The following is a 21751-nucleotide window of genomic DNA, read 5'->3' as shown; positions in this document are numbered from 1 at the left end:
GGGGAGCTTTTCGAAGAGCCTCTCCAATGAATTATTGAGCAAAAAGCGGAACATCCGCCGTGTCCTTCCATCTGTGAAAAGGAATGAACACAGCCAGTTGTTCCGCTCTTGCAGATGCTTGTCTTGTTGACCGCTACTCGATCAGTGTTACGCCTGCTTTAAGCAATCGACAAGAAGTTGATTGACAAGCCCCGGATTGGCTTTCCCTTTAGTCTCCTTCATAACTTGACCGACGAGAAATCCGATTGCTTTTTCCTTGCCTGCACGATAATCTTCAACAGATTGCGGGTTCTTCGTAATAATTTGTTCTACGATCGCTTTAATTGCGCCTTCATCGCTAATTTGAACGAGACCTTTCTCTTCCACAATGACTTGCGGAGATTTACCGGACTCCAGCATTTCCTTAAACACCGTCTTTGCAATCTTGCTGCTGATCGTCCCTTTTTCGATTAACCCAATCATCTCGCCCAAGCCTTGTCCGTTCAGCTTCACGGCATCGATTTCGATTCCGTTGCCATTTACATATCCGAGCAACTCACCCATAATCCAGTTCGCCACCGCTTTGGCATCCTTCGTATATTGAAGGCTTTCTTCAAAGAGATCGGCCAGCTTCTTAGAGGAAGTAATCCCTTCCGCGTCGTATGCGGACAAGCCATATTCGGCTGTGTACCGTGCTTGGAGAGCATCCGGCAGTTCCGGAATAGAGGCGCGCACACGCTCTTTCCATTCGTCATCGATATGAAGCGTAACGAGATCCGGGTCTGGGAAGTAGCGATAATCGTGTGCTTCTTCCTTGCTGCGCATGGACAGCGTGCGTCCTTGCGCTTCATCCCAGCGGCGGGTTTCTTGAACGACAAGGCCGCCATCGTCCAATATATCTGCTTGGCGTTCTTCCTCATATTCCAATCCCCGCTGCACACCACGGAACGAGTTCATATTCTTCAGCTCGGCCTTCGTGCCAAGCTCCTTCTGTCCGTGAGGACGCAAGCTGATGTTGGCATCACAGCGCAGTGAGCCTTCCTCCATCTTCACATCGGACACGTCGCAGTACTGCATAATGGCCTTCATTTTCTCCAAGTAAGCTTTCGCTTCTTCAGGAGAACACAGCTCAGGCTCTGACACGATCTCGACCAGCGGCGTACCGACGCGATTAAAGTCAACCAACGAAGCGTAACCTCCATCAACGTGTGTCAGCTTTCCTGCGTCTTCCTCCAGATGCAGGCGATTGATGCCGATACGCTTCGTCTCGCCATTCACTTCAATATCAATCCAGCCGTTCTCTCCGATTGGCTTGTCATACTGCGAAATCTGATATGCCTTCGGCGAATCAGGGTAGAAATAGTTTTTACGGTCGAATTTGCTGACCGACGCAATCTCGCAATTGAGCGCCATCGCGGCTTTCATCGCGTATTCCACCGCTTGACGGTTCAATACCGGAAGGACGCCGGGATGCCCCAAGCAAATCGGGCAAGTATGCGTGTTCGGCGGGGCTCCGAATTCCGTGGAGCAGCCGCAAAAAATTTTCGAGTTGGTATGCAGCTCGACGTGCACTTCCAAGCCGATAACCGTTTCATATTTTGCACTCGGCATGTCTCAAACCTCCTCAATTACAGCTGCGGACGCAGCTTATGGTACTCGGTGTGCTGCTCGAACGCATGGGCTGCGCGAAGCACGGTCGTCTCTTGGAACGCCTTGCCGATGAGCTGCAATCCGACCGGCAAGCCGTCTGCCAAGCCACACGGTATGCTTATCGCAGGCACGCCTGCCAAGCTGACTGGAATCGTCAAAATATCATTCAAATACATAGCAAGCGGATCATCAATTTGCTCACCCAGGCGGAACGCCGTCGTCGGCGCAGTAGGTCCAAGCAAAATATCGTATTGGTTAAACGCTTCATCAAAATCTTGTTTGATGAGCGTACGCACTTTCTGGGCTTTCAAATAATACGCATCATAATAGCCGGAGCTGAGCGCGTAGGTTCCTAGCATAATGCGGCGCTTCACTTCCGGACCGAAGCCTTGGCTCCGTGACTCGTGATACAACTGCAGCAAGTTGTCTGGATTGTCTGCGCGCACGCCGTAGCGAACGCCATCGAAGCGCGCCAAGTTGGACGAGGCTTCGGATGAAGCCAGCAAATAGTACGTCGCTACCGCATAATCGGTATGCGGCATGGACACTTCTTCCCACGTCGCGCCTAAGCTCTCGAATACGTTCAATGCGGCTAGCACAGCTTCTTTCACCTTCGGGTCGACGCCTTGTCCAATATATTCCTTCGGCACGCCGATGCGCAGACCCTTCACGTCACCAGTAAGCGCCTCCGCGTAGTCCGGAATAGAGACATCAGCCGAAGTAGAGTCCAACTTGTCATAACCCGCGATCGCTTGCAGCACATGAGCGGCATCCTCAACGCTTCTCGTCAACGGGCCAATCTGGTCAAGCGAGGACGCAAACGCCACCAAGCCAAAGCGCGATACGAGGCCGTATGTAGGCTTGAGCCCGACGACACCGCAGTAGGAGGCCGGCTGACGAATGGAACCGCCCGTATCCGAACCGAGCGCGAAGCTCACCTGTCCTGCGGCAACGGCTGCAGCGGAACCGCCACTGGATCCGCCCGGCACACATTCCAAGTCCCAAGGATTGCGCGTGCTCTTGAAGGCGGAGTTCTCATTGGAACCGCCCATTGCAAATTCGTCCATATTCAGCTTGCCGATTGTAACGACTTGCGCGTCTCTCAGCTTGCGAGAGACGGTTCCATCATAAATAGGCTTATAATTGTCCAAGAAGCGACTTGCACAAGTCGTGCGCAGTCCTTCGGTCACGATGTTATCTTTAATACCGGCCGGTACACCAGCCAGAATATCGACGGCTTCTCCTTGTGCGATGCGGCCGTCAGTAAGGCTTGCCTGCTCGCGAGCGCCTTCCTCATTCAGAGTAAGGAACGCTTGCACGCGCTCATCCGTCTCAGCGATGCGTCGATACGACGCGTCCGCCAATTCGGAAGCAGACAGCTTGCGATCCGTTAAAGCTTGCTTTAATTCCGATATAGACATCTCAAGTGGCGTCAATGCGGATATCCTCCCTTATCACTTCATTCCAATACGGCCGGAACTTTAAATTGTCCGTCTTCTTCCTCCGGTGCGTTAGCCATTACTTTCTCTATCGGTAACGATGGACGAACTTCATCCTCACGCATCACGTTCCGAATCGGCAGAACATGCGTCGTCGGCGAGACGTCATCCGTATTTAATTCGTTCAACTTCTCCGCATACTTCAGTATAGCGTTCAGTTGTTCCGTATAGCGTTCTTTCTCTTCGTCGCTCAAATTGAGTCTTGCCAACTTGGCGACGTGTTCAACGTCCTGTACGTGGATGCTCATCGGCAACATGCTCCTCCTTGCGCCATCATGGCCAAATTCATCCCTTTATTATAGCTTAGAAGGGCATTCAACTCAACGCGCGATTCCGTTAATGCGGCGCTGTTATTAAGGCGCTTCTGATCGCCCTGGATCCAAGCGCTGCCAATCCACAAAAAAACACCGATGCACCAGATGAGATCCAGTGCTCGGTGTTCGGTTCTTCATTAAATCCAAGCGCGCAAATTCACTTGGCGTACAAACTCTTCCTGAGACAAAGCTTCTTGAACCTGCTCTTCTTCCTCTTCCGCAGTATCACCGTTCATGATGCGGCGGAACAAAGATTCATTGCGGGTCGCAAGGGCATAATCGATAAGAGCTTCCCGTTCGATGCGGTCCGCTTCCTGCTGCAGCAGCAGGTCTTCTTGTTCGACATCAGATGCCGGCACGAAGAAGTTGCGGTTTGCTTTCGGAACCCGGATGACGTAATCGAATGCGTTATCCGCATTGCGGTCATGGGCAATGATATAGCCATATTCCCCGATAGGCAAATGTTGTTCGAAACGGTCGGCTACAATGACTACCTTCTCTCCCAAATGCAGCATTGTCCATGCCTCCCATCCGTATGCTGTTTTTACTATGGTACTAAAATTTATGGGTCCTGTAAATGTATACGCACTGCTCTGGTGAATAGATACTACTATATTACGATAAACGATATGAAAAGTTTCCCCTCCCGCTACTGCGGAGCTGGAATGGAAATCAATCCTCCCGGCGCCGTCGTCAACCGTTTATATCCAGTCTCTGTAATCAGATATGTATCCTCGATTCCGACTACGCCGCGGCCTGGAAATGTAAATTTTGGTTCAATCGCGATGACCATTCCCGCTTGGAGCGGCTGCTTGAAGCCGCGAGCCAGAACAGGCCATTCATCGATTTCCATCCCGATGCCGTGACCGAGAAATCTCACTTGATCTGCCCCAAAGCCCATAAAATGATCAGACAAGCCGTAATTCCGCGCCATTTCCAGCGCGTCGGCATACAGCGTCTCACAAACGATACCAGGCTTCAAACGCTCTTCCGCCGCCCGCAAAATAGCTTCAGAAGCCTCATACGCCTGCTGAAGCTCATCATCGAGCTTCCCGATGACGATCGTGCGGGTCTGGTCGATAACGTATCCGTCAATGCAGCAGCCGATATCGACCAGAATCGGCTCATTGACGGCGATAACTTTGCGGCTCGAGCCTTGAGGACTGGCCGGCGTCAAGCCGCGCCCGCCCGCGGGACCGTCGAAATAGGTCGGCTCCGCTCCCGCTTCGCCAGACGCTACCATGCCTGTCACGAGCTCTTGATTGTAGCCGCGCATGCGAATCATGCCGATATGTCCCTGCATGCGGAAGGCATACTCAATATGAGCGATAAGCTCCAGCTCCATCATGCCCGGCCGCACGTAAGCAGCCGCCTGCTCCATAGCGTGATGCGCAGCTCGTGCCGCTGTCATGATGCGTTCAACTTCCCATGGCGATTTCACCATGCGCAGCTCGCGCAGCAGGAGAGACCCGTCGGTCCAAGTCACATTCGCGGGAAGAACCGCTTGAAGCCGCTCATACTGTTGAACGGGCAGCACATCATATTCCGTAGCAATGACAGCTGGCGCAATGCTGCCTTTAGCGCTTGAGAGCGGCCACACTGAAGGAAACTGTGCTGCGAGCGTCTCAGCGAACTGCCGGAACGAGCCAAGCGGCAGCACTGGAACACAAGCCTCCTCAATGGCGCGCGCAACACTTCGTTTTACGAAAAATACCGGTTCCTCGCTCTGTGGGATGAATAAATACCCCGTCTGCATCGACCCGGTAAAATAGTAGATATCTATATTTTGCGTGACAAGAAAGGCATTGATAGATTGTTCCTTCATGACCGATTGCAGCCGGGAAATCCGGCTTTCACATTCCTGCTTCATCATCGAAATCATAGGGCTCCCCTTCCTAACAGTCATCAACAATTATATTTAATCATACCACGAACGCCTGTCTCCGCCAACGGCCGACCGCCTTCGTTGGTCGCATTCGGGAACAAAAAAAACGACCCGTTCGAACCCCAAGGATCGACGAGCCGTGCTAGGATAGTTATCTTTTCATGCGTGTTCAAAAAGATCACCTTTCAGCACCGAGTAGTGCAAGTTTTCGTGAGAAAACCGCATCGGAAGCATTCCCGAAGAAGGAAATTTTTGAACAACCGCCTTTACACAAATGGATTATGTTCCTTCTCATAACCGATGGTAGTCACAGGTCCATGACCCGAATATACGGTGACGTCATCAGCTAACGGAAACAGCTTCCCATGGATGGACTGCAGCAGCTGCTCCATATTGCCGTCCCGCAAATCGGTGCGTCCCACGGACGTGCGGAACAGCACGTCTCCCGAGAAAAGATGCTTCTCATGCAGGAAACTGACGCTGCCCGGGGAATGACCCGGCGTATGCATAACATGGAAGGTATGTCCGATCAGCTCTACCGTCTGGCCGTCCTGCAGCAAATGCTCGGCAGGCTTCATCGACATCGGAGGCGACACCTGCGGCCACATTGTAGAGCCGTTCAACTCTGGCGTCGTCAGCCATTCCGCTTCCCGTTCATGTATGTACACCGGACAATCGCCATGTGCTTCTCGTACACGATCTACGCCCCCAATATGATCGAAATGGGCATGCGTCAACAGTATGGCCTTGACAGAAACGCCCTTCAGCGCTTCCAGCAGCGGCTCCGGATTCATCCCCGGATCGATGACGATCGCTTCATTTGTCGTTTCATTCGTGAGCACATAGGCATTCGTCTGCACGGGTCCCAATGAATAACTTTGAATACGAAACATGATATACCTCCGCCTTAGATCATTACAGGGCGGACAGCAGCTCTCTCAATTCGGAAACAATGCGGGCATGATAAGCAGCGCTTTCACCGTATTGCTTCATCATCTGCTGTCTGACCACTTGAAGTTTGTCTTGATAATCCGATGCTTCACGATCCGGATTCGCTTGCTTGAATGCAACCATGTGCGCCTGAACATCACTTGGGCGAGGTCCCCATTGCCCCAGTACGTGCCCCCCGGTATCCGCAAAAATAACGATAGGAACCGAACGTCCACCCATCGTAAGAAATTCATCCATCACGTCAGGGAATTGCTCCATAATGAGCACTTCAGTCTGCATCTGCGCCGTCTCCAGCGCCCGGAACACGACCGGAACGTTGCGAACGACGTCTCCGCACCAGTCTGCCGCCAAGATAAGGCAACGGATATCGTCACGGAATTGGAGCGATTCGAAGTACGCTTTATCCTCTTCATTCGCCCATTCGAATTGCTCGTACCACGAGAGAAACGCCTCTTTGTTTTTTTGCATGCTATCGATGAATGCTTGTGGTGATATGCCTTTGCCTAGAACGCCAGCAACGTTTTTGCTCATTTCCGCTTCCCCGCCTTCTTCCTGGATTTAGTATATTTAATGACAACATACACGATAAGGATGGCTAACGCAACTAAAATGAACGGCTTTACATAAGGAGCTGCCGCTTCATTTATCGTCTCCCATTTGTCTCCGAGCACAAATCCCAAGTAGACGAAAAATATCGTCCACGGGATGACGGCCAATGTCGTAAGCACCGTAAAGCGCCATACCGGCATTCTGGCAATTCCGGCCGGAATCGAGATCGCATGCCGGACGACTGGAACGAACCGCGCGCTAAAAATGACCCCCGCTCCGTATTTTTGAAACCATTCCTCCGATTTGTCGATATGATGCTTGTTAATCAGTATGTACTTCCCGAAACGCTCCAGAAACGGTCTGCCTCCGTATCTCCCGATCCAGTACACAAAAAGCTGCGCAAGCACGCCGCCGATGACACCGAAAATAACAGCTTCAATAAAACTTATCTGCTGAGCCGAGACTAGAAATCCCCCGTACGCCAGCACAATCTCACTGGGAATAACCTCAATCATGAGCCCCAGCATAATTCCCCATTCCCCAAGCTGCTGCACCCAATCCAGCAGCGAACTGACTATTTGATGGATCATCTCCACGGCACGCTTCTCTCCTCTGTTTTTGTACCAGTTTATTCTACCATATGAGTGGACATGACTCCAACTGCTGGCATGACCCCCGAAGAAGCGGCATACATATGGACTAGCACGACTTGTACTAGGAATTGTCGAAGTCATCCGCATTTCATCTATTAAAAGTTCACTTCATTTAGAGGAGGTTGTGCAGTTATGTCCCGTTTTTGGGTAGTGTCCCGCAAGCAGTGGCGCCTAGGCGTCATTGCTGTCGTTGCCGTTATGGTTGCGGCTGCATTCTGGCGCTATGAGACGTTGCGGACGGAACGTGAGACTCAAGCCGCGGTACAGGCCGTACGCGTCATTCACATGGTTACCGGAGAATTCAAGACGAAGCTGGATAACGGTCAGGACATGGAAGTATACCGCTTCGATCCCGGTACCGTATTCGCCAATGACGGCGAGCGTGTAGAGCTGCGCATACGCGGCGTGAACGGCAATAAGCACGATTTCGTCATCGAAGGCCTGAACCTGCGCGGAACGGTGGAAAAAAACAAAGAAACGGTCGTGTCCTTTACTGCGAAGGAGGGGATATACCGTATCGTCTGCCTGACTCATTCCGATGCGAGCCACGAAGGCCCGATGATCGGCTATATCGTCGTCGATTAACATCAGGGGTCTCGCAATCAACTTGGGAAAGCGACCACAGGCCTCAATCCTGCATATGCTGTAGCATATCCGCAGGAAAGGAGCTTGTCACACGTTGAAAGCACCCAAAGAACGCCACGCCATGTCCCTCCCATCCGCGAGAAAAATTCGCCGCGCCTGCAACAATGAGTTGTATCGCACGGTCAAACGAATGAATGTCTGGATATCCGACGAGCTGATGAAGCAAGGGGAAGATTTGTATTACAAAAGGGTCATTGCCAATCTGATCTGGGTACACGAGAACGCGAATAACCGCAAGAAGCTTGCCGACTGGTTCGACGAAGCCGTTAGCGGCGCTCTCGCTGACCTGTGGAATGTGGATCGGACGAAGCTGTCTACTTGCTTCCGCCAATCCTTCGGCGGATGATTGACTTGAATGGCAAGGCTGCCGCGCATCATTGTCCTGGCAGCCTTTTTTGCATGCGGTGGGCGCTTGTCCTTAGCGCACTGTTCTTGTTGCTATGGTCGCTCTATCTGCGACAGCCCCGTTGGAAAATATACAATTAAAGGTAGTGATTGAGCGGCTGAATGGCATGTAGACTGTAATTTATAAAGTGGAGCTGGCCGTTTTTCAGCGATTACAGTGGAATGTTGCTGTGAAACAGGAATTTCAAAGGTCGATGAGGAATTTGAATATTACACGTGTTTCAAAAGTGAAAAGCCTCTATAAAGGAGCATAGGAGGAGGAGGAAGTCAGATGCGCAACATGATTTGCCTGCACGGATTAACGCCAGAACAAGAAGAGCGCATCCGCGCGGCGGCGCCGGAATGGAGCATCCTCTTCGGGCGGCCGAATGAGCTGGACCGAAGCGTCTACCGCGATGCGGAAGTCATTCTGGGCTGGTGCGGCACTGCCGCAGAGGAATGTCTTCAGCAGGATTCCAAGCTGCGTTGGGTTCAGCTATGGTCTTCGGGTGCGGACTACATGCCGTTTGCAGCACTGCAAGAGAAAGGGATCATGCTCACCGATGCCGGGGGCGTTCACCCTGTACCGATGGCGGAGACGGTGTTCGCGATGCTGCTTGCCTTCACGCGCGGGCTCCCACGGGCTATTCGCAATCAGCAGCAGCGCTCGTGGAATAAAGAGGGGCATTTCACCGAGCTGACAGGGAAGACGATAGGCATTATCGGAGTTGGCCATATCGGTACAGAAATTGCCCGCCTGGCCCAAGCGTTCGGCATGCGCGTTATCGGCGTACGCCGTTCGAAGCGATCGGCGCCATATGTCGAAGCTATATATTCGCTTGAAGAGCTGGACAAGGTATTGGAAGAGAGCGACGCTGTCGTCAATGTACTGCCGAAGACGGACCGAACGCTCCGACTGTTCGACGAAGGGCGCTTTGCGGCAATGAAAGCAGGAGCATTGTTCATCAACGTCGGCCGCGGCACGACAGTCGAGACGGACGCGCTCGTGCGCTCCCTGCAAGAAGGCCATCTCGGCGGCGCCGGATTGGACGTGTTCGATATCGAACCTTTGCCTGAGGATCATCCGTTATGGTCAATGGACAACGTCATCATCACCCCGCATATCGGCGGGAATACAGATCAGCTGAAGGAACGGGTGACGGCATTGTTTATCGAGAACTTGCAGACGTACCTCACTCAAGGCGAGCCAGCTCGCAACGTAGTCAATTACGATAACCAATATTAATGTGCCAGTTGTAACCTTTTTAAGTAAAAGTTCAAATATAAGTAAAGTTCAAAATGTGGATTTTAAAAAAACAATCTTTATAAGAAAAGACGCGATAGAATGAAGGACCCCTGCTTACATGGGATCCTGCATTCTTCGCGCCCTTGGCGGTCTGCAGACCGCTTACCTCGTCTGCTCGGCAAGCCGGCCATAATCGTTGCGGAGCAGCTCGGCTACATCCTTTTCCTGCTCCCGATCCATATGCATCAGCCCCATCGTCTGAATCCATTGGCTGTGGTTCACATACCAGTTGTACATCGACCACCAGTCGATGCCAGCAACGAATCCGTGCGGATTGGCCTCCCCTTCCGATGTCACTGCAGCCTGCTCCATCAACGCCTTCATCGTATCGTTATAAATGCCAGACTGCTTATCGCTCTCGCTATTGTCTTGCTGACTCCAATGTCCGACTCCGTATTCAGAATCGGTTTGTCCGGCCATAGGCGGTGGGCTTCCTCTAAGAAGTCACGCGTACCTTCATAAGGCGGTCCCGCCATGAAAAACACCAAAATACATCGTCTAGGCCGCCACGTCGAGCGGCTCCATCGAAGCATCGTGAGCTCCCGGCTGATCCGCTGCCGCGCTCTGCGTAATGAGTCTGCCATCATCATAATTCGTCCGCACATCTTGAACGAGGCGTTCGTTGTACGCTTTGCGCAGCATCACATCACTGGAACTCCTACTTTGACGGACTGATTTATATGCGCGAAGTGGAGAAGCTGCCGCTTGCTACCTTGCTGCAGACGATCGTTGTGCAGACCGACTTCACGAACATGGACCCGGAGACAGTGAAGAAGCTGTCCCAGCGCACCGTGAAATCGGCGCAAATCTTTATCAGCTTGATTCCGATACTAGCCATTTATCCATTTCTGCAAAAATATTTTGTGCACGGCATCGTGCTCGGTGCGGCGAAGGAATAGGCGGCTGTCATGCAATCGCATAGCGACAGGCTAAGGTTCAAGATAAGTGAATAGCACGACAAGAAAAACGACCGATCCCTATTCACAGGATATCGGTCGTTGGCGTTGCATTTAGCCGATGACGGCGAATGCTTCGACGCCGGCAGGCACTCTGCGCGTACGGAACAATACGCCGTTGCTGTTGAAGATTTGAATCGTCAGCGCAACGTTGGTCAGCGTGCTAATGTTATTGAAGCGTACTACTCCGAAGCGATCGAAGGATCGGGTGGAGATCAGGCGGTTCCCCGCGAAGATGCGCGCAAAAAATCCCGGCGTGCTGAACGGCACCCCGTTCGACTGCACCTAGACGACGGTGAACCGATTAAGTATAGGGCCACACACTTGCTTCTCATGCACCGTCTTGAGATCGCGGCTTTGCGCTGCTTTTCCCTTCAACTGAGGATCCTTCAATGGATGGACTCGTGTGACCATGCTCATGCGGATGTCTCCTTCCGTTCATATGCTACACGGTATGAGCGAATGGCCAAACGCGTATGGGTGCTTATCCCTCCGCCTTCCGCCTAGTTCGCAGGCGGCTCGGACATCAGCGAATAGATAGAGGCGAATGCCCGCTTCGCCTCTTCGGTCATGGCGAAGCGCTTGCCGTTCGCTGGATGCCGCATCGCCTCCACGCGGCGCACGTCCGCTTCGTAGCTGCGGAACCGCTCCGCGGCCGCGTTCGCGAGCAGGCCCGCCGTCTGGCGGTCGCCCTGCAGCGACGCCGTGCGCGCCGCTGCCGCTAACCGCTCGACCGCTTCCGTCTGCAGGACGCGGTCGAAGCGGTCGCTGTCCGCCGCCGCCTTCCAGTACGCGGCGGCTTCCTCGGCGCGGCCGCGGCGCTCGCTTGCCAGCGCGAGCTCGCGGTAGAGCGCCTTGCCGTCGCGCTCATAGCGCAGCCCCGCTGCAAGCAGGGCTGCCGCTTCCTGCGGCGGCAAGCGCCGCGCCACGGCGATGCGCAGCGCCGTGTCCGCGGGCGTCAGGCGCAGCGCGCTGTGCAGCTGCGCCGTGGCGCCGGCGGCCGTGGACGCGAAGTGTTGTGCCGCCAAGTGGCACGACACGAGCACGGCCACGGCCGCAAGCGGCGCGGCCAGCGCGAGCGCCGCAAGCCGTCGGCGACCGAGCAAGCCCCCGCGCCGCGGTTCGTCCCTTGGCACGGCAACGCCATGTGCATCCGTGCCAAGAGTAAGGAAGAGCAGTAGCAGCAGCGTGATGAAGCCGTAGGCCAGATCGAAGTCAATCGCGCTGTGCAGCATAATCAGGGCGCCAGCCATGCCGAGGCCCGCATGCCTGCGCCAAGCAAGGACAAGCGCCAAGGCCGCGAGCGTCAACACAGGCAGCGTGCCGACAACTCCGATGTCGAGCAGAAAATCGAAAACGCTGCTGTGCACCTCCTTGCCAACGTAAGGCTCGCTCTGCATGCTTGCGAACTGCTGCCGCCACGCATCTCCGCCTGCGCCGAGCCAAGGACTCCGCTGCCATAACGCCCAGGCATCCTTGTAAAATAAAGTGCGGGCGCCAGCCGTCTCATAATGATCCGTCACCCGGTTCGCCGCGCCGGATGGCATCATCATAGCGCCCCAGCTGAGCAGCGCCGCCATGATGAGGACATAGCCGCTCACATACGCTCGGCGGCGATAGCGAAGCCTCTCTAGCAACATGTATAATCCGATCGAGCCTGCCCACGCAACGATGACGGGGAGCGGCACGAGCGAACTCTCGGACAGCCACAGCGAAGCCGTACTCGCCACAGCGGCCAAGGCCCAGCACGCAAACCATGCGGAGTGCAGCAAATAAACGGTGCGGCGGCCGCGAGCGGACAAATATCCAGCAGCCCACACCACTGCAAAAGCGAACCATGCCCCGCGCGATTCAGTAAGTCCGAGCACGGTCAGGTGCGGCAGCAGGGGCATGGCGGCCAGGACACGATCCCGCAGCGTTTTTCCGGCAGTGATGCCATGCAAGTGCAGCAGTGCGAATGCCCCCGCAATGACACCGAGCGTATTCGGATATTGAACCAATCCCGACAGCCGGAACCCAAGAGCAGACAATTGGGCATCCTGACTCGTCATGACACCGGAGTTATATGGCAAATAATCGTACAGCATGGCCAGTGCACTCACACTGCTAATGAGACCAACTACGGCCGTTCCCGCCAGCACCATTCGAAATCCGCGTCCACCGCGCTGCCCATCCAATAGAGCAGTAAGCAGAATAACCCATGCACCATACATCACCCACCGAATCAGTTGCATCTCCGTTCCATATGTACTTGCCGGATGAAGCATGAGCGTAATGGCATAACAGACACTTACAATCGCAGTAATAAGCAGCGGCAGCGTCATTCGTACTTTTCTCGTATATAAGATAACGATAAAAGAAATAAGGAATAAAAATAACGACAGCAAATGCGTATCCCGATCGTAGAATAGCCCTTTTTGCCAGAGCGAGAGCAGCAGCACCGCGAACACTGTTCCCGCGCCTGCGCTTACCCGCCAATTCCGTTTTCCTATTTCCCTGTCCATCTGCCGTCCTCCTATCAGATCTATTCTCGTAGCCATCAGTGTGCTCGAAACAATAAGAGGCCAACCCCAGGTTGACCTCTGCACAATTTATTGTATTAACGATAATACTACTTTGGTATAAAAATAAGTATTTTTATGCTCAAAGAGCCATCTTCTCGCATCCATAATATCTACGCCGTTATTCTCATAACGCGCGTCGATGTCTTTAAGTTGCTGCAAGATAATATCTTTACTAATCGTGTGTATAACTTGCTCCAAAGACACAATAGAGTTGTCTAGCCTGTACAATCCATAGTCTCCTGCAGCCAATTCAGGGAGACCATTTGCCGTATCAATCGAAATGCGAGCTTCGTTGCCATCCGTCAATTCAACCGATCGCGCCTTTCCACTCGACACCAATTGATTCAGTTCTGCCTCCGCAGGCACTTTCATTTGCATGGGAGCGAGAATATACGATCCTGATGTTACGTTTGTCAGGACGATGTTGTTCTCCGTTTCCGGATACGTTCCTGCTATCCCTGATTCTTCCGAAGCCCACGATGTTACTGTTAACTCTGCAATTGCGCTTCCTCTTCGCCCGTCAGACGCTTCTATATAAATCGAAGTTTCTCCAGTTGAATCGGTCTGAAAGATCAATGTATCCTGTTCGATCCGGGCTGGAAAAACAGGTTGGCCAAGCAATGAAAAACTCAATTTATCATCGTCTGCATCAGTGAACAATCCTAGCTCTTCTAAGGAAATAGTTATTGGTTGCTGCACCAACACATGGACATGCTGAGGATGCGGCACAGGTTCCCAGTTGGTTGTAATGTCGAGATAATAAACGGCTTTCTTTCCTGTTATGTCGGATAACGTTATAGTGACCCTAGTATCGCCAGAACGATTATTGTTTTTTAATACGATATCTTTAGAATTGACAAGATTCTTCTCAATAACAAATAAGTTCATATCATCAATGACATGCAATGACGATGGGTTCCCCCAATTTATCGGTTGGGAGAAGGTAAATAATCGATCAAGCGAAATAGTCATATTGTTATTTCCACTTTCGTTAAGCAAAAAATAACTGTTCAAATTTCTTTCTTGATCAATGTTTATTCTGGGAGGTATTAGATTCCCGTCCGTAACGGTTACCGTAAATTTATGCACGATGATGCGGTCATCGGGAAATTTCCATTCATATTGAACCGTGGTCGTTCCCGCTTGCTTCGGGTGTATCGCATATATCCCATTGCCCTGAGTCAAATCTACATTAATCTCAGCGATGTCCGGACTCGCATTAAAAAGATTCTGATACGTGGCTCCCGTTACTGTAGGCGGAATGGGTTCATTCTTGTCTTCATTAATATCGACCTCATATGTACTGAAGATTTTCTCAGGGAACACCCTTCCTCCAGCCTCTGCCTTCGACGGCATGAATGGAACGGCCGCAAGCACGATAAGTGCTCCCAGGAACCAAATAAGAAGCGTGCGCACACCTCTGGATGCGTTGGTCACGTCGAATCTTCTCCTTTCACTCCTATTATGCTATAGGCTGAATCTAGTTCTGCGATATGCCCATTACGACTCCTTTATCCGCGTATCTCCCGCTTCGTCTTGCGCTCGATATGCGCCTTAATCTGCTCACGCAGGATGAACGCCCGCAAGGAGCGCATTGATTCGTCATCGTTCAGTATGAGCTTTGCGCCGCAAAACATTTCTTCTTCGCGTGGAAAGTGGCGGACGACATGCAGGCGGCACGGCAGAACAAACCCGAGCTGCAGCTCTGCATCTGCCTGCATCCCTTCTCTTAAAGCGCTGCCCATGGTCATCGTAAACCCCAATCCATTCAAGCTGATATCTTGAATATGTATCTGAACCGGTGTCGATAGCGCGTTTATTTCTCCCTGCATCGTCTGTCTCGAAGTAATAACTCCTTGCTTATTCACATCGATTCGGGGGTATTCACGCTTATCCGCGAACTTCCGCTGCTGCTGAGGAGGATGAATGATTAACAACGAGCCTTGATGGCGCGCCACAACCTTCGTAGTAAAATTAAAAATACCCACTGGGGAATAAATGGTGACTTTGATCGCCTCTCCCAGTTCAAACCGTTCGAATTCCGGCAATCCCACTTCAATGAGATCGCCCTCCATATAGGATAACACACCTGTCGCAACACAGCTATCACCCTCCAGTACGGTTCGGCTATGAAGCAATGTAATCAATAAATACTCCGGGGTATCTGTAAAATACGTGTCTTTCATATTTGTTTAAGCCCTCCTACCATCTCTTTAGGTCCGCTGGCCCACGGCCCGAGGACCACTCCCTTATACGTTGACTTCGGTTCGTTAATAAACTGCCTTAGTCTTGTGCGGCAAGGGAATGCGCCCGTCCCGGCACATGCAGCCGCATCTCCGATGCCTGATTGATCATAGGCACGACTACCCATGTTTCTATATCGTCCAAAATTGACGATCTTTGAAGAGTTGCGCTTCTAGTAGTCGAGCTTCTTTAGCTATTGCAGCTTCGTCTGGATAAGAAAACCTCTATCGAGGCTTTATCATCATAAGGATTGTCACCACAACCTTGCCGACGGTTATAAAAACGTTACATGCGTACCGCCTGTCAAATAGGAAGGCACCGACTCTTCATAGTTAACGAAATGCTCCGATAGATAGTAAAACGGCGCGTCGTTCGGACTGAAGGGGATTTGCTTTCTCTCCCCCTTTGCTTCATTCTCCCCTTTCATCAGGATGCGGTACGACCAATGACGACTCTGGAAGCTGCCGAGTTTACTGCCATCAAGATTAGTCGCTTCACGACATGATGTCTATACGAAACGGTATGTACCTTAATTCAGACGTTAGTGATCCTTCCTGACGTATGCCTTTTCTCGTCGTTATCCTTCCTGACTGCATGGGAGATTGGATATAAGGACCATGGAACGGAAGCGCTAAGAAACTTACTCGTTAATAGGAGAATGGGTTGCTGCTGTTCTGATTGGAGGGGAGAGCGAGGCAAAGGATCGAACGGACATACCTTCTCCGGGAAGGAGAAAGTGACACCACAGGCGGAAGACGTCTAAAAAAGAGGACCTTCGCTGCGAAGGCCCTCCTTAGTCTTACGTCGTTCGCTGATATCCGCGTGCCGACAATATATCGCCCAGCGCCCGCTCCAAATACGGATCGGCATGCAAAAACTGCCGAAACGCCTCATATTGTTGCCATGCCTGCGCATCTATCGGAGTTGTCATGCGAATCGCATCCGCATTCGCATCCGCATTGGTATCCGCCTTCGCCTCCGACAGGTCCTGTTCTTCAACGCGAACGGCCCGGATTAAAATATTTTTCGGTGTATGCTCCATATCGATAAATTCGAGCAGCTGCGTCCGGTATCCGACGCAATCGAGCAGCTTGGCACGAATCGCGTCGGTGGCAAGCGATGCAAACCGCTCCTTCAAAATACCATGAGACAAGAGCGGTGCCAACACATCCTGCTCTACTTGCCTATTCAGCTCATGCTGGCAGCATGGAACCGATAGTATAACGCGCGCGCCCCAACGCACCGCCTTATTCAGCGCCGCATCGGTAGCTGTATCGCATGCGTGCAAGGTGACGACCATATCAACCTCGTCAGCCCCTTCATACTGGGCGATATCTCCCATGAGGAAAGACAATCCATCATAATTGAGACGACGCGCCAGCGCTTCGCAGTGTTCGATTACATCCTTTTTCAAATCCAACCCGACAATATGAACCGGCAGCTTGGACTGAACATGAAGAAAATGGTACAGTGCAAACGTCAAATACGATTTGCCGCAGCCAAAATCAATAATCCGCACCATTCGATCTTGCGGCAAGTAGGGAAGTATGTCCGCGACCATTTCGAGGAAACGATTGATTTGTTTAAATTTATCATACTTGGCGGCCAGCACTTTGCCATCTTTATTCATGATGCCGAGTTCAATAAGAAAAGGGACAGGATCGCCTTCTGTCAATATATACCGCTTCTTGCGGTTATGAGAAACGTCGACCTGCTTCACGACAGCAGCTTGCTTGCGAATAGCCACCTTGTATTTCTTGCTGATAAGCACCTGATAGTCCGCTTCCGTCGTTCGCAGGAGCGCTTGCTTGAAGGTCATCTCCAAGAGAGACATAAGCCGCTCCGCTGCCTCCTCTATCGGCACATTGTCGTGTGTGACCTTGTTGTCGTAATGATATTCGAACTGCATTTGCAGTTGTCCGCGAACACGGACCGGCTTCATCGTCACCTTGGAATATCCTTCAACCGGTTTGCTGCGCAATTGGCTAAGCACGGCGCTGCTCAACGTTTCTTGTTGAATGACTTGATTCACTAATTGTCTTAATTGTTCCATCGTCTGCTCCTACATCCTCAATCTAGAGGGATGACACATCTTCCATCCCCTGTTTAATTTCATCACGCGGCAGGCTTCCTTGTTCAAGCTGTTCGTCTGGCAGAGCTTCCATCCGTTCATAGAAGCCGTGCGCCAGCTTCTTGCGGAGCTGCAGCTCGTCCGGCCGCTCTGCTGCACTCTGCAGCCAGTGAAACAGCGCATCCTCCGCCTCGGCGTAACGTCCTTCCTGCTCGAACCACCGCCATAAGCGAGCGAGTGCGCTCTCCTCCAGCTTGTATGGCTTCAGCTCGTGAAGAAGCTGCTCCATACTCGGCATAACCGGAAGCACTTTCCGATCGCTGCCGTGCAGCATCGCTTCAAGCAGCAAATTCAAGGCTTTCATGGAACGCCGTATATACATGGCTTCCGCCTGCCCGAGCTCCACACCTTCAAGACGCGAATCGAGATGTCTCTCCTCGTCTTCATGCAGCCCCTTTTCTTTCTCCAGCTTCGCCCGTTCGAAGAGAAGGAATGCGAACGCCTGCAGTTCATCGGCATGCAAACGTCCATTGGTCATGAAGAGACGCATCATATCATCAGCCGACAGCTTATCGGACAGCTCACCGTTAATACGGAAGCGCCGCTGCATCAGTTCATCCCATTCAAATAGCAGCTCCGTCCGTTTCTTCTGTTCGCGAAGTCCCATCGCTTTGCCGATCATTTGTGTCATTTCCTCAATTAAACGTAACAAATAATCTCTCCGGTACATCTTCTTCTCACCCCGACCTGAATTGGCATTGATATGGATGATACTGCTCATCCGACAGAAAGACATGCAACTGAATTAGCACCATTGCTCAAACGGCGCTCGTCGAAGATCAGCTACAGTATAACGAAAAAGGACGCCACCCACAAGGGAGGCGCCCGCCGTCATTGTAATGTCAATAAGGTAAGCAATAGCTCTGTTACGCTCGAATCTGATGCATGTATGAAGCAACCGTATCCGCAAGACGCTCTGGCGATTCCATCATGCTCATATGCCCAACATCCGTCAATGTCACTTGAGTCACATTCGGGCCATTCACCGTAAACGTCTTATCCGAGGTTACAATTCCGTCCTGCTCTCCAGCAATCAAGAGCAACGGCAGCGCCGTCGCGGCAAGCACCGCAGTCCGATCAGGACGTTCCCGCATCGCCAGCGCAGCGCCCGCGGCGCCTTGTGGAGGCGTAAGATAGCCAATTTCCTTCGCCTTGCTCACCTGTTCCGCATGTTCGTCAATGTGTCTGGCAGCGAACAGCTTCGGAATAAGCTCGTCCACCATCGGAACGATGCCCTCGGCTTGCAAAGACTGCACTGTAGCCACACGCTTCTGTTTGCCTTCCTCTGTATCCGGATACCCGGTCGAATGAATCAATCCGAATCCGTTCAAGCGATCGGCGTACCGTTGTGCGAATGATAGCGTGATATATCCGCCAAGCGAATGACCGAGCAGAACGAACTTAGAGAGCTCCAGCGTGTTCGCCAAGTCCAAGATGTCATCCGCCATTTGCTCAATCGTATAGGCTCCGACTGGTGCGTCGCTCTTACCATGTCCCCGCAGGTCCGGAACGATCACCCTGTATTGTTCAGATAGCAGCGGAATAAGGGAAGACCAATATTTCGAGCTTCCGCAAAAGCCGTGCAGCATTATAATAGCAGGGCCTCGCCCTTGTTCCTCGACATGCATGTTGAAATTTGTATTCACTCGGATACGCGTCATCTTTCATCCCCTCTTTCCATCATAAATTATAAAGATATGCGGGTCTGCAGTCTGATATGCATACTTTACAAATATTACAAAAAAAATTTACGATTTCATGTCCAAAGATTCTAGCATGCCCAAATCGTCCATAAGTATAGAGTATATTACACAAACTGTAAATAACTGAATCAGCACCTTCTACGACGCAGGATTTGCTCCAGTTTTCTTCATTCGCTGCAGAAAGGGGGTGACGATCATGGAAGGGTTCGAAATGTTCTTTGCCACGAGCGCGTTTATTCTTGGCCTGGTTCAGCTCATTCTAAAGCTGACGGACCGGCACGATAAAAAATGACCCGTTCCCCACGAACGGATCAAAACGCAGCTGTTTCCTTTTTTTTCACGTGATATAACCTTAAGTGTGTGGAGGCGGAATGGATGTTCCGGCTCCTTTTTTTGTTCCCGGGCCCTGTTTCAACATCTTCTATTTTGGCCCACGTCATCATTTCTATGGGAAAGTCTGATTAATTATGCATGTCGATTTCAAAGAACTGAACGGATGATAGCATCGGAAAGCTCATCTGCCATGTTCATTACGACGCGCAGCGATGTGGTCTGCAGTGTCCAGTACGGCTTCGGTCCGTTCACGTTCACTACAGCCGCAATACTATATTGCCCGACTGCAGGCAGCGGCTTGCCGACCGATTCAGCAGGCAGCAGCGGCTGATCGCTTGCTAAGAAATGGCCGACCGTAGATGGATGCCCTAAGCATGCGTCAATCGCCACCGTCACCATTCCTTCCGGAATCGCAGCAAGCCGCTCTTCCAGATTGGAGGCATCGCATGGATTATCCAGCGTGCCGATAACATGACGCAATCCGCTCTTTGCAAGACGCGTCCCAACCAGCGGCCCAAGCGCGTCCCCCGTGGAACGGTCTGTACCGATACAGACAAACATCATGTGCTCTATCGAATACTTCATCTCCAGATGTTGAAAAAAAGCGTCTAGCTGCTTCCCCGACAGTTTATGCCTGTGCCCCGTAAACGGAACTTCCAGATTCGAAATTAAGTTGCCTTGCATCGGATGGGTACTCCTTTTTTCTCCACATGATGCCTTATTGTACTTCACAATGCACTCTCTGCCAAGTGCATAAGTATAGACCTCCGGATGGAGAAATGAGCCCGAGCGCAACGTCGCCGTTCATCGTTTAGTTTCCGGTGCATTCGTGATACAATACGAGCATGTTGGAAGAAGTACGTCCGAGGAGGAACGAATGATGAGTGTACAGGATAGAACGCAAGCTAGCGTGGAACAAATGATCGACACGATTAAAGACAGATTGAAAATGGCAACCGCTGCCGCTATGCAGTCATCTGCATTTTCCGTGGAGCAATATGATGATATTAAGGACATTTACGATATCGTGATCAGCAAGCCCTCATTCAGCATTAGTGAAGTAGAAGCGCTCGTATCGGAATTGGGTCGGTTGCGTCGTTCTTAATAAGGATCTGAAGTGACTGCGATGGAATCCATTTTGCGCAAAATGAAATATCCGCTACACAAGCTGGAACAAGGCTGGAAGAACCCTCATCAAGCATAGTAAAGCAAAAATCTCCCTTATCCTGCAGCACCACACGGCAGATAAGGGAGATTTCCTTTGTCTATAGCGAGCGAATCGTTGCCTTCAAGGTGCGGAGGCGACCCGGATCGATAGGAGACAAGGCTTGTCCGTTCACCCGCACATTGGAGCCGAAGTGAACTTGTTGAACGCCCGTATCCCGTACAAAGCTGGACACCGCATCCTGCTTCAAGCCGCTTCCGGCCAGTATAGCCAACTTAGACCCTTCGGCTTGACGAACCATGGCAGCAAGTTCTGCACGCGCATCCAGCGCACTCGGTTTGCCGCCGGACGTAAGGACCGTCGTAATTTGCGGATAGGCTAAGAGCACGTCCAACGCCTCGTAAATATCATTTGCCTCATCAATAGCGCGGTGGAACGTCATCTGCATGCCGTCAGCAGCTTCCAGCACGTGTTCCAAAGCGGGAACATCAACTTTCCCTCCCGGCGTCAGTGCGCCGAATACGATCGCATTGGCTCCGGTCTGGCGAATACGCCGCACATCCTCAACGATAGTGCGCATATCGTCTGCATCATAGACGAAGGAGCGGCTATGCGGACGCACCATCACGTTAACAGGGATATCAACGGCAGCGGATGCCTCTTCAATGAGCCCGATGCTTGGCGTAAGCCCGCCTTCCGTAATGCCCGTAATCAGTTCGATTCGGTCGGCTCCGTGCTGTGCAGCCGTCTTAACCTCCTGCAGTGTCGTTCCGATAACTTCAAGTACGATAGAATTCATAAGGTCACCTCATCCAATGTGATGTAAAGTTATGATGTATA

At 51.9% G+C, this 21751-nt stretch carries 24 protein-coding genes and 1 pseudogene; 5 read left to right on the top strand and 20 right to left on the bottom strand.

All coding sequences use genetic code 11. From position 1 onward, the window contains the following. Nucleotides 1-147 precede the first annotated feature (147 nt). From gatB to A372_RS0115155, 8 genes are all read right to left on the bottom strand, one after another. A complete protein-coding gene (gatB, locus tag A372_RS0115190) occupies nucleotides 148-1590 on the bottom strand; it encodes an Asp-tRNA(Asn)/Glu-tRNA(Gln) amidotransferase subunit GatB (protein WP_019421723.1) in 1443 nt (480 codons plus the stop codon). Between the two features lie 17 nt (nucleotides 1591-1607). After that, nucleotides 1608-3065 carry an Asp-tRNA(Asn)/Glu-tRNA(Gln) amidotransferase subunit GatA gene (gene gatA / locus A372_RS0115185; RefSeq protein ID WP_019421722.1) on the bottom strand — a complete coding sequence of 486 codons (1458 nt, stop codon included), beginning with the start codon at nucleotides 3063-3065 and terminating at the stop codon, nucleotides 1608-1610. A 23-nt stretch (nucleotides 3066-3088) separates the two neighbouring features. Beyond that, complete coding sequence (gatC, locus tag A372_RS0115180; protein ID WP_019421721.1) at nucleotides 3089-3376, bottom strand: Asp-tRNA(Asn)/Glu-tRNA(Gln) amidotransferase subunit GatC; 288 nt, start codon at nucleotides 3374-3376, stop codon at nucleotides 3089-3091. Nucleotides 3377-3579: 203 nt separating this feature from the next. Further along, a complete protein-coding gene (locus A372_RS0115175) occupies nucleotides 3580-3957 on the bottom strand; it encodes a hypothetical protein (RefSeq protein ID WP_019421720.1) in 378 nt (125 codons plus the stop codon). 134 nt (nucleotides 3958-4091) lie between these two features. Next, nucleotides 4092-5324 (bottom strand): M24 family metallopeptidase, encoded by a 1233-nt coding sequence (locus tag A372_RS0115170; protein WP_019421719.1) that lies wholly within the window; start codon nucleotides 5322-5324, stop codon nucleotides 4092-4094. Nucleotides 5325-5593: 269 nt separating this feature from the next. Beyond that, nucleotides 5594-6220, bottom strand: coding sequence for an MBL fold metallo-hydrolase (locus A372_RS0115165; RefSeq protein ID WP_019421718.1), 627 nt, complete (start codon nucleotides 6218-6220; stop codon nucleotides 5594-5596). A 22-nt stretch (nucleotides 6221-6242) separates the two neighbouring features. Next, nucleotides 6243-6809, bottom strand: a complete 567-nt coding sequence (locus A372_RS0115160) for a thioredoxin family protein (protein WP_019421717.1) — start codon at nucleotides 6807-6809, stop codon at nucleotides 6243-6245. Beyond that, complete coding sequence (locus A372_RS0115155) at nucleotides 6806-7417, bottom strand: DedA family protein (protein ID WP_443146840.1); 612 nt, start codon at nucleotides 7415-7417, stop codon at nucleotides 6806-6808. Before A372_RS0115155 ends, A372_RS0115160 begins: the two co-directional genes overlap by 4 nt. A 195-nt stretch (nucleotides 7418-7612) precedes the next feature. On the opposite strand from A372_RS0115155, the gene A372_RS0115150 reads away from it, so the two are divergent. The 3 genes from A372_RS0115150 to A372_RS0115140 all read left to right on the top strand — a co-directional run bounded on the left by A372_RS0115150 (nucleotide 7613) and on the right by A372_RS0115140 (nucleotide 9755). Beyond that, nucleotides 7613-8065: a cupredoxin domain-containing protein gene (locus tag A372_RS0115150; protein ID WP_019421715.1), complete on the top strand. Its 453-nt coding sequence runs from the start codon at nucleotides 7613-7615 to the stop codon at nucleotides 8063-8065. Nucleotides 8066-8159: 94 nt separating this feature from the next. Beyond that, nucleotides 8160-8471 (top strand): hypothetical protein, encoded by a 312-nt coding sequence (locus tag A372_RS0115145; protein ID WP_019421714.1) that lies wholly within the window; start codon nucleotides 8160-8162, stop codon nucleotides 8469-8471. A 330-nt stretch (nucleotides 8472-8801) separates the two neighbouring features. After that, nucleotides 8802-9755 carry a D-2-hydroxyacid dehydrogenase gene (locus A372_RS0115140; protein ID WP_019421713.1) on the top strand — a complete coding sequence of 318 codons (954 nt, stop codon included), beginning with the start codon at nucleotides 8802-8804 and terminating at the stop codon, nucleotides 9753-9755. Nucleotides 9756-9917: 162 nt separating this feature from the next. On the opposite strand, the gene A372_RS0115135 is transcribed toward A372_RS0115140, so the two are convergent. Both A372_RS0115135 and A372_RS37390 read right to left on the bottom strand, forming a co-directional pair. Continuing rightward, entirely contained in the window at nucleotides 9918-10235 is a 318-nt protein-coding gene (locus tag A372_RS0115135) for a hypothetical protein (RefSeq protein ID WP_019421712.1), read from the bottom strand. A 78-nt stretch (nucleotides 10236-10313) separates the two neighbouring features. After that, nucleotides 10314-10460, bottom strand: a complete 147-nt coding sequence (locus tag A372_RS37390) for a hypothetical protein (protein ID WP_019421711.1) — start codon at nucleotides 10458-10460, stop codon at nucleotides 10314-10316. A gap of 2 nt (nucleotides 10461-10462) precedes the next feature. Here A372_RS37390 and A372_RS0115125 point away from each other — a divergent pair. After that, nucleotides 10463-10714 (top strand): annotated as a pseudogene (locus A372_RS0115125) (carbohydrate ABC transporter permease); the annotation flags it as partial. A 111-nt stretch (nucleotides 10715-10825) separates the two neighbouring features. Here A372_RS0115125 and A372_RS38630 read toward each other — a convergent pair. From A372_RS38630 to yyaC, 9 genes are all read right to left on the bottom strand, one after another. Next, on the bottom strand, nucleotides 10826-11041 hold the full coding sequence (locus tag A372_RS38630) for a hypothetical protein (protein WP_019421709.1): 216 nt from the start codon (nucleotides 11039-11041) through the stop codon (nucleotides 10826-10828). A 15-nt stretch (nucleotides 11042-11056) separates the two neighbouring features. After that, entirely contained in the window at nucleotides 11057-11191 is a 135-nt protein-coding gene (locus A372_RS39090) for a hypothetical protein (protein WP_019421708.1), read from the bottom strand. Nucleotides 11192-11274: 83 nt separating this feature from the next. Beyond that, nucleotides 11275-13275, bottom strand: coding sequence for an O-antigen ligase family protein (locus A372_RS0115115; protein WP_019421707.1), 2001 nt, complete (start codon nucleotides 13273-13275; stop codon nucleotides 11275-11277). Nucleotides 13276-13362: 87 nt separating this feature from the next. Then, nucleotides 13363-14661: a glycerol-3-phosphate responsive antiterminator gene (locus A372_RS0115110; RefSeq protein WP_157259575.1), complete on the bottom strand. Its 1299-nt coding sequence runs from the start codon at nucleotides 14659-14661 to the stop codon at nucleotides 13363-13365. 185 nt (nucleotides 14662-14846) lie between these two features. Next, nucleotides 14847-15521, bottom strand: coding sequence for a PilZ domain-containing protein (locus A372_RS0115105; protein ID WP_019421705.1), 675 nt, complete (start codon nucleotides 15519-15521; stop codon nucleotides 14847-14849). An 857-nt stretch (nucleotides 15522-16378) separates the two neighbouring features. Then, on the bottom strand, nucleotides 16379-17632 hold the full coding sequence (locus A372_RS0115100; RefSeq protein ID WP_019421704.1) for a class I SAM-dependent methyltransferase: 1254 nt from the start codon (nucleotides 17630-17632) through the stop codon (nucleotides 16379-16381). A gap of 22 nt (nucleotides 17633-17654) precedes the next feature. Continuing rightward, nucleotides 17655-18380: a DUF6483 family protein gene (locus A372_RS0115095; RefSeq protein ID WP_026011092.1), complete on the bottom strand. Its 726-nt coding sequence runs from the start codon at nucleotides 18378-18380 to the stop codon at nucleotides 17655-17657. 196 nt (nucleotides 18381-18576) lie between these two features. Beyond that, nucleotides 18577-19371: an alpha/beta fold hydrolase gene (locus tag A372_RS0115090; protein ID WP_019421702.1), complete on the bottom strand. Its 795-nt coding sequence runs from the start codon at nucleotides 19369-19371 to the stop codon at nucleotides 18577-18579. A gap of 522 nt (nucleotides 19372-19893) precedes the next feature. Then, a complete protein-coding gene (gene yyaC, locus A372_RS0115080) occupies nucleotides 19894-20430 on the bottom strand; it encodes a spore protease YyaC (RefSeq protein WP_019421700.1) in 537 nt (178 codons plus the stop codon). Nucleotides 20431-20626: 196 nt separating this feature from the next. On the opposite strand from yyaC, the gene A372_RS0115075 reads away from it, so the two are divergent. Beyond that, a complete protein-coding gene (locus A372_RS0115075; RefSeq protein ID WP_019421699.1) occupies nucleotides 20627-20851 on the top strand; it encodes a DUF1128 domain-containing protein in 225 nt (74 codons plus the stop codon). 160 nt (nucleotides 20852-21011) lie between these two features. Here A372_RS0115075 and A372_RS0115070 read toward each other — a convergent pair whose 3' ends face one another. Continuing rightward, complete coding sequence (locus A372_RS0115070; protein ID WP_019421698.1) at nucleotides 21012-21710, bottom strand: copper homeostasis protein CutC; 699 nt, start codon at nucleotides 21708-21710, stop codon at nucleotides 21012-21014. Between the last annotated feature and the right edge of the window lie 41 nt (nucleotides 21711-21751).

Source organism: Paenibacillus sp. OSY-SE (assembly GCF_000283315.1).
Taxonomy (GTDB): Bacteria; Bacillota; Bacilli; order Paenibacillales; family Paenibacillaceae; genus Paenibacillus_B; species Paenibacillus_B profundus.
The sequence above is the reverse complement of the archived record's forward strand: the minus strand, read 5'-3'. Positions and strand labels throughout refer to the sequence as shown.